This window comes from Rhodoferax sp., from assembly GCF_037143375.1.
Taxonomy (GTDB): Bacteria; Pseudomonadota; Gammaproteobacteria; order Burkholderiales; family Burkholderiaceae_C; genus Rhodoferax.
Genome location: NZ_JBAWYV010000310.1, coordinates 1 through 1596, shown reverse-complemented (window position 1 = coordinate 1596; position 1596 = coordinate 1). Strand labels below are relative to the sequence as shown.

Here is a 1596-nt window from a genome sequence, read left to right as displayed (position 1 = left end):
AAAACCTGGCTCGACAAGCTCAAGCAGGGTTTGCGCAAGACCGGCTCCAGCATTGCCACGGTTTTCACCGGCACCCAGATTGACGACGCGCTGTATGAAGACCTGGAGTCGGCGCTGTTGATGGCCGACACCGGCGTCAAGGCCACGCAGCACCTGCTCGACGACCTGAAACGTCGGGTGAAAGAGGCCAAGGCGACCGACCCGGCAGCGGTCAAGGGTTTGCTGATCGAGTCGCTCACCCAGTTGCTGGCACCGCTCGAAAAACCGCTGACCATCGGCCAGCACAAACCCACCGTCATCATGGTGGCGGGCGTCAATGGGGCGGGTAAAACCACCACCATCGGCAAGCTCACGCGCCATTTATCGGACCAGGGCACCTCGGTGTTGCTGGCAGCGGCCGACACCTTCCGGGCGGCGGCGCGGGAACAACTGAGTGTGTGGGCCGAGCGCACCACGGTCGAAATCATCAGCCAGGAAGGCGGCGACCCGGCCGCTGTGAGTTTTGACGCGGTCAGTGCCGGCAAAGCCCGCGGCCGCGATGTGGTGCTGGTCGACACGGCGGGCCGCCTGCCGACCCAGTTGCATTTGATGGAAGAGCTGAAAAAAATCAAACGCGTGGTGCAAAAAGCCGACGCCACCGCCCCGCACGAGGTGCTGCTGGTGATTGACGGCAACACCGGCCAAAACGCACTCAGCCAGGTGCGTGCCTTTGACGACGCGCTACAACTCACCGGCCTGATCGTGACCAAACTCGACGGCACCGCCAAGGGCGGCGTGCTGGCGGCGATTGCCCGCGAACGGCCGATTCCGGTGTATTTCATCGGGGTTGGCGAAAAACTGGAAGACCTGCAAACTTTCAACGCCCGCGAGTTTGCGCAGGCGCTGCTGTCTTAAATAACTTTTCAGCGATTTCCAGGCAGCGTTGTTTCCATGAATTCTCAACTTTCCCGCCGCCAACTGATGGCGTTGGCAGGCGTGACGCTATGCACGCCCTTGCTGGCCCAAACCACGCCCGACTGGTCGATCACCCTGCAAAAAGCGCGTGGTCAAACGGTTTATTTCAACGCCTGGGCCGGTAGCCAGAACATCAATGCCTATTTACAGTGGGCCGCCGCCGAGGTGAAGCAACGCTACGGCGTGCAGGTGGAACACGTCAAGATCACCGACACCGCCGAGGTCGTAAAACGGGTGCGCAATGAAAAAGCCGCCGGCAAATTGAGCGACGGTACGGTCGACCTGGTCTGGATCAACGGCGAAAACTTCCTCGCCATGAAGCGCGAAAAACTGCTGTTTGGCCCGTTTGCCGAAACCCTGCCCAGCTTTGCCTACGTCGACGTGAAAGGCAAACCGACCACCCGGATCGACTTCTCGGAGCCGGTGGATGGCCTGGAAGCGCCTTGGGGCATGGCCCAGTTGACCTTCTTTGCAGACAGCAAACGGGTGCCCAGTCCCCCGCGCAGCATGACCGAACTGCTGGCTTTTGCCAAGACCCACCCGGGACGCGTCAGCTACCCACGCCCACCGGACTTTCATGGCGCCACGTTCCTCAAACAGGCGCTGCTTGAAGTCAACACGGACCGCCGGGCGCTCTACCAG

General features: G+C 61.3%; 2 protein-coding genes. Both read left to right on the top strand.

The features are described 5' to 3' along the window. Positions 1-894: signal recognition particle-docking protein FtsY (gene ftsY, locus WCG50_RS19330; protein ID WP_336901219.1), on the top strand; the 894-nt coding region annotated here is incomplete at its 5' end. Positions 895-930: 36 nt separating this feature from the next. Further along, the coding region (locus tag WCG50_RS19325) for an ABC transporter substrate-binding protein (RefSeq protein ID WP_336901218.1) at positions 931-1596 on the top strand (666 nt) is incomplete at its 3' end.